Source organism: Promineifilum sp. (SeqCode) (assembly GCF_041918635.1).
In the GTDB taxonomy this organism is placed as follows: Bacteria; Chloroflexota; Anaerolineae; order Promineifilales; family Promineifilaceae; genus Promineifilum.
Genome location: NZ_JAYRVJ010000415.1, coordinates 1 through 6,106 on the forward strand (window position 1 = coordinate 1; position 6,106 = coordinate 6,106).

Annotated in this window: 5 protein-coding genes; 4 read left to right on the top strand and 1 reads right to left on the bottom strand. The window is 68.9% G+C overall.

Translation table 11 applies throughout. From position 1 onward, the window contains the following. From ACE3UY_RS12940 to ACE3UY_RS12955, 4 genes are all read left to right on the top strand, one after another. The coding region (locus tag ACE3UY_RS12940) for a hypothetical protein (protein ID WP_374687926.1) at positions 1–768 on the top strand (768 nt) is incomplete at its 5' end. 138 nt (positions 769–906) lie between these two features. Then, positions 907–2,661 carry a winged helix-turn-helix domain-containing protein gene (locus tag ACE3UY_RS12945; protein ID WP_374687927.1) on the top strand — a complete coding sequence of 585 codons (1,755 nt, stop codon included), beginning with the start codon at positions 907–909 and terminating at the stop codon, positions 2,659–2,661. A gap of 123 nt (positions 2,662–2,784) precedes the next feature. Further along, a complete protein-coding gene (locus ACE3UY_RS12950; RefSeq protein ID WP_374687928.1) occupies positions 2,785–3,540 on the top strand; it encodes an HAD family hydrolase in 756 nt (251 codons plus the stop codon). 108 nt (positions 3,541–3,648) lie between these two features. Further along, complete coding sequence (locus tag ACE3UY_RS12955; protein WP_374687929.1) at positions 3,649–5,508, top strand: hypothetical protein; 1,860 nt, start codon at positions 3,649–3,651, stop codon at positions 5,506–5,508. A gap of 343 nt (positions 5,509–5,851) precedes the next feature. Here the strand turns inward: ACE3UY_RS12955 and ACE3UY_RS12960 are convergent, their stop codons facing one another. Next, on the bottom strand, positions 5,852–6,085 hold the full coding sequence (locus ACE3UY_RS12960) for an SH3 domain-containing protein (protein WP_374687930.1): 234 nt from the start codon (positions 6,083–6,085) through the stop codon (positions 5,852–5,854). Positions 6,086–6,106: the final 21 nt, after the last annotated feature.

Here is a 6,106-nt window from a genome sequence, read left to right on the forward strand (position 1 = left end):
TACGTCGTCTACGATGGCTATGGCCTGCTCATCGCCGGGACGATCAACAGCAGCATCGCCATGGGGATGGTGTCCAACGAGGACGCCGAGCCGGTCATGACGGCCGAGGGGCGCACGCTGGCCGGCATGTGGGTGTGCGACTTCACGCACGCCAACCTGGGGCCGCACCGGGAGCTTCAGTTCTTCATCGCCGTCACGCGCCGGCCGCTGGAGCCGGTGGCCGCCCACCCGCTCATCCTGCTGCGGCTGCTGCTGGCCGAGCCGGCGCTGGGCCTGTTCTGCTACCGGCTGTGGAACGACAGCGAGCGGGTCGTCGCCTACAACCGCGAGCTATTGGGGCTGGACGCCCACCTCGCCCGGGGGCGCATCGAGCCGGAGCGCGACCGCACCCGTTTCGTCTTTCGCGCGGCGACGGGTGAGCCGCTGGTGGAGGGCGCGGCCGGCCGCGCCGCCCGCACGCCGCCCGGGCTGATGTGGCAGATCTTCCGGCTGCTGGGGCCGGGGCTGGCCCGCCATGCCGCGCCCGGCCGCATCCTGGAGAGCCGCGTCATCAATCCCAAGGGCCACGCTTTCCCCGACAACCGAACCGCCCGCGCCTATCTGGCCCCCGACCACGCCGTGGTGCAGCGCTGGGACGCTCCGCCCGCCAGAAACCGGGTTTCTAATGAGTTGCGGTGGTCGGCCGACCCCTTCGCCGACGCTGACTTCCGCCCGACGTTCGTCGAGCACCTGTGGCCCTATCGCTTCGTCTATTGCGAGCCCGAATAAGAAAAGAGGCTCACGCAAAGAGCGCCAAGAAGCAAAGCGCGCAAAGATTGGAGCTTGGCGCTCTTCGTATCCTTGGCGATCTTTGCGTGAGCCTCTAAGAATCTGCCCAATCTGCGAAATCTGCGGATAATATATCTTATGACCCCGCCGGAACTGTTGCTTACCATTCGCTACCGCGACCGGGAGCACCGGCTGCGCTTCGCCGGGCTGCCGGGCGCGACGTTGACCGTCGGCCGCCGCGACTTCCACACCTGGTTCCGGCTGCCGGCCAACGCGCTGCTGAACATCTCCAAGGAGCACTTCACCCTGGTCTATGACAACGGCCGCTTCTGGCTCAACGAGCATAGCTCCTACGGCAGCCAGGTGCGGCCGCTCGACGATCCGCTGTCGCCGCCCTACAAGAAGTACGGCCGCGCCCGGCTGCCCCTGGGGCGGCGCACGGAGGTGAAGCTGCCCAGCACCCACCGCGAGGACGGCTCGTCCGACGACGTTTACGTGCTCATCGACAACCCCGCCGCCAGCGATACGCTGGCGACCTCCATAGACCCGCTCTGGGATCAACTGTTGCGCCGGCTGGAGTCGGGCCGCGCCGCCCACCTGATCGGGCTGCCCGGCAGCGGCAAGTGGTATCTGGCCCGCCAACTGCTGGCCGACCCGGACGACAGCCGCGCCCACGACCGCGAGCGGGCGTTGGGGGTCTGCACCCTGCCCGTCTCGGTTGACTGCCGCGCCATCGGCCCCGACGACAGTGGACTGTGGCACGCCTTCGCCCGGCGGCTGCTGGCGGCCATCGGCGAAGCGGCGGCGCGCGACGGCTTCACTCAGCCGGCCCGCGAGATCGAGGGGCTGGTGGCCGAGTTCGACCGCCAGACGCTCACCCGGCCCGACGAGACGATGGTCTTCTTCCAGCGCGCCCTGGAGACCGTCGTCAGCGACGCGCTGCAAAGCCCGCTGCTGGTGTTGACCAATTTCGATGCCGTCTACGCCGACCTGGAGCCGGAGATGCTCTACTGCCTGGCCCGCTTTCCGCGCGAATGGCACGAGTTGAGCGAGCGGCTCTACGTCGTCATCGCCACCTTCCGGCCGCTGGCCCTGCTGCGCGACGACGCCAGGGACGATTTCGTCCGCGACTTCAACCACCTGTTCGCCGACGCGACCATCGTCATGAGCTACAGCGGCCAGTTCCGCGCCCTGTGGGAGTCGCTGTCGCCTGGCGAACCGCTCGATCCGGGCCTGGAGGACGAACTGATGCGGCTGACCGGAGCCAACCCCGGCCTGCTGCGCGACGTGCTACGCCGGGCCAGGAGCCGCGGCTGGCCCACCGCGCCGGCCGGCCTGGTGGAACACTTGCGCGCCGAACCGTGGGCCGACGCGCCGCTACCCACGGCCGATAAGCTGTGGCGCGCCCTGCGGCCGGACGAGCGCGAATGCCTGCTGGCGCTGGCCGACGGCCGGCCCATCGACATCAACCGGCAGCAGGAGCTGGCCCGGCTGGGGTTGGTGGACGCCGGCGGGCGGGTGTTCAGCGCCCTCTTCGCCGCCACGCTGGGCCGCTTCCGCGACGAAGAAGACCGCCACGAGCGCGGCCTGCGCGTGGACGAGCCGAACCGCCGCGTCTACGTCGATGGCAAGCTGGTGGGGCTGAAGGACGGCCGCGAACTGGACGTGCTGCTGGCCCTCTACCGCCGGCGCGGCCAGGTGGTCGAGTACGAGACGCTGGTGCGCGAGGTCTACGGCCAGGAAGGACAGCCCTACGACATGGCGATGTTCTTCAGCGACAAGGAAGCGCTGCAACGGGCGGTCAACCGGCTGTGCGAGAAGGTCGATCCCCAGCGTGTCTACCTCACTACCAGGCACGGCGTCGGCTACACCCTCTCCGCCGCGGTAGCCTAAGAGGTCTCACGCAAAGCCGCAAAGAACGCAAAGGGAAGAAAGAGTTCTCTGCTTTGCGTTCTTTGCGGCTTTGCGTGAGATTCTTCTTTTCTTTTTGTACGTGTCGGGCGACAATTCGGCCCCATGATCGATCTGATCGCCTTCGACGCTGACGACACCCTCTGGCACAACGAGGACCTCTACCAGGACGCCCGCGACCGCTTCCGCGAACTGTTGCAGCCCTATATGCGAGCGACCGGATCGCTGGCGTCTCCGCCGGCCGGCCGCCGAGACGGCGGCGATCCAGCCGCTCTCGATGATCTGGTGCACGAGACGGAGATGCGCAACCTGCCCTACTTCGGCTTCGGCGTGACCAGCTTCACCCTGTCGCTGATCGAGACGGCCATCGCCGTGACCGGCGGGCGCATCACCGGGGCGGCAATCGGCGAACTGCTGGGCATCGCCAAGGAGATGATCTCGGCCGAGGTGCGGCTGATCGATGAGGTAGAAGACACCCTGGCCGCCCTGTCGGCCGACTACCCGCTGCTGCTCATCACCAAGGGCGACCTGTTGCACCAGGAAGACAAAGTGGCCCGCTCCGGCCTGGGGCAGTACTTCAGCGGCGTCGAGGTGGTCAGCGACAAGACGCCGGAGGTCTACCGGGCCATCCTGAAGCGGCGCGGCGTGGAGCCATCGCGCTTCGTCATGATCGGCAACAGCTTGCGCAGCGACATTTTGCCCGTGGCGGCGCTGGGCGGCCGGGCCATCTACGTGCCGACGGAGATGACGTGGATTTATGACGTCGTCGATCTGCCCGACGAGTTGCCGGGCAATGTCTACCGGGTGGGGCGCGTGGGGGAGGTGGTGGCGCTCATCCGGTCGTTGGGTTCGGGTTCGTAGTCAGGCAATTTATTGCCGTCCTTCTCCCCTCCCTTTGGGAGGGGCTGGAGGAGGGGTAAGGAAAGGCGATTTGCCAAATCGCCCTACGAGTTAACAGGAGAAAAGAACATGAAGCGCGGCAAGTGGTTTCGTAGACTCGGTTGGCTGCCAGCAGTACCGGCGGCGCTCATGACCATCTTGTTCCTGGCGACGACGGTCGCCGGACAAGGCTCCACCCGGCTCGTGCCCATCGGCGCGGGCTACGAGGAGGACACGCTGCAACTGTTCGCCGCTCAGGCGGCCGAACACGACAGCGACGGCCTCGTCCTCATCCGCGTCCTGCCCATCACCTACGCCCTCGACCCCCATCGCATCGGCGGCATCCTGCGGCGCGAGAACATCGCGTTGGCCCAGGAGCGCGCCCAGCAGATCGAGGACGCGTGCGCCGCCGTGGCCGCGCCCGGCCAGACGTGCGAGGCGACGGCCGTGGACATCCAGATCCGCAGCGACGCCCAGGACCCGGCCAAAGTCGCCCTGCTGGGCGAGGACGTGGACGGCTTCTACATCCTGGGCGGCGACCAGACCGTCGCCATGCGCGTCGTCGCCAACACGGCGACGGAGGGCATGCTGACCGCCGGCTTCGCCCGCGGCGCGGTCGTGGGCGGCAACAGCGCCGGCGCGGCCGTCATCTCCCGCTACATGATCGCCGGCTACACGGGCGACAACTTCGCCTGGCACGGCCTGAACCGGGGCGCGGTCGATCTGTGGTACGGCAACATCGAGGTGGCCGAGCGCGGCCTGGTCTTCGGCCTGCCCGACGCCATCATCGACCAGCACGTGCTGGAGCGCGGCCGGACGGCGCGGCTGCTCCAGGCGATGGTGGAGAAGCCGGGCGAGAAGCTGGCCGTTGGCTTCGACTGGGGCACGGCCGGCGTCATCGACGAGACGGGCCTGGTGCGCGATATCACCGGTTGGTACGCGGCTATTGTCCTGGACGGTGAGACCTATAGCGCGGCCGGGGCGGCGGAGTACGTCGGCGACGATCCGGCCGTCCTGTCTATCCACAGCGTTGGCTTCCACATCCTGCCGCCCGGCCACTACGCCTACAGCCTGGACACGCGCCTGCCCATCGTCGAGGGCATCCCCCAGGCCCCGCCCAACATCCGCGAGCGCAATTTCGCCCAACTGGCCGCCCCGGCCGGCGCGGGGCCGCTCTTCATCGGCGGCGATCTGAGCGCGGCCACGCGCGGCCCGGCCATGACCGCCTTCGTCGAGGCGGCCAACGCCGCCGAGGGGCCGGTCGTCGTGCTGGCCGCCGGCCCGCGCCCGCGCGCCGCCGACGGCTTTGCCCGCTTCTGGCGCAACCGGCTGCGCAACGCCGGGCTGGAGGGTCGGGCCATCACCGCCACGCTGACGCCGGCGACCGATCTGGCGGCGCTGGGCGAGCAACTGGCCGGGGCGGGCGCGGTCTTCTTCACCGGCAGCGACCAGGCGCTCATGGCCGACCTGGTGGCGGCCATGCGCGACGCCGGCACGGACGCGGTGTGGCGCGACTGGTGGACAGCCGGCGGCGTGCTGATGGCCGACAACGCCGCCGCGGCTGCCCTGGGCGTCGCCATGACCGCCGAACCGACGCCGACCAGCGACAACGTCGAGTACCAGTCGAGCGATACGTTCCTGGCCGGCTATCTGACGATGGCCCCGGGGCTGGGGCTGGTGGACGCGGTCATCGAGCCGCGCGTGCTGTACGACTACCTCTACGGCCGGCTGGTCAGCCACGTGATGGCCGACCCGGCGACGGTGGCTATCGGCGTGGAGCGGGGCGCGGCCCTGCGCCTGACGCCGGCCGGGGCCGAGGTCATCGGCGAGGCGGCGGCGCTGGTGATCGACGGCCGCTACGCCGTCACCCTCGCCGCCGGCGACAACGACGCCTTCGCGGCGACGTGGTTGTTGCTGGATACATTCCCTGCGGGGACAACGCTCCAGTAGCGAGCGGCCACCCGAAGCCCTCCCACGGCACGCCCGGCCCCTCCGCCGGCCCCCAGGGAGGGCTTCCCGTTCCTAATTCCTAATTCCAAAGACCGGAGGTGGACCCGGACGCCGGATCAGGGGGCCAGCGATCCGGGCCTTACCCCCGGTGGCCGATACACGACCCTATCCATAGGATACTCACCGGCCGCGCGAAAACATCCGAGAGAACTCGGAAGAGAGATCAGAGGTCTTCGGAGAGGGAGGGTCTCACGCAAAGAGCGCCAGGAAAGCAAAGAACGCCAAGAAGCGAGTTTCTTCCTGGCGTTCCTGGCGCACTTGGCGCTCTTGGCGTGCGCCTCTTTTACCGGGCGGGGCCGGTGAGCGAGGAGATGGGCACGCCCAGGCTGACCCACTGGGCCGACACCCAGCCGCCCTGGCCCGAGGGCAAGGTGACCTGCACCCAGGTGCTATCGATGTTGCGGAAGCCGGTCAGGGGCACGATGGTGCACGGCGCGAGCCGGGTGACGATCGCGCTGTCAGTGCCGGGGAGGGCGCGCACATTCAACTGCGCGGTCGACGTCACCATCGCCTGCATGCCCGTCGGCGCGACGCCGCA

Coding starts and splice junctions, on each gene's coding strand:
- ACE3UY_RS12945 (WP_374687927.1), top strand. CDS start 907: ATGACCCCGCCGGAACTGTTGCTTACCATTCGCTACCGCGACCGGGAG.
- ACE3UY_RS12950 (WP_374687928.1), top strand. CDS start 2,785: ATGATCGATCTGATCGCCTTCGACGCTGACGACACCCTCTGGCACAAC.
- ACE3UY_RS12955 (WP_374687929.1), top strand. CDS start 3,649: ATGAAGCGCGGCAAGTGGTTTCGTAGACTCGGTTGGCTGCCAGCAGTA.
- ACE3UY_RS12960 (WP_374687930.1), bottom strand. CDS start 6,085: ATGCAGGCGATGGTGACGTCGACCGCGCAGTTGAATGTGCGCGCCCTC.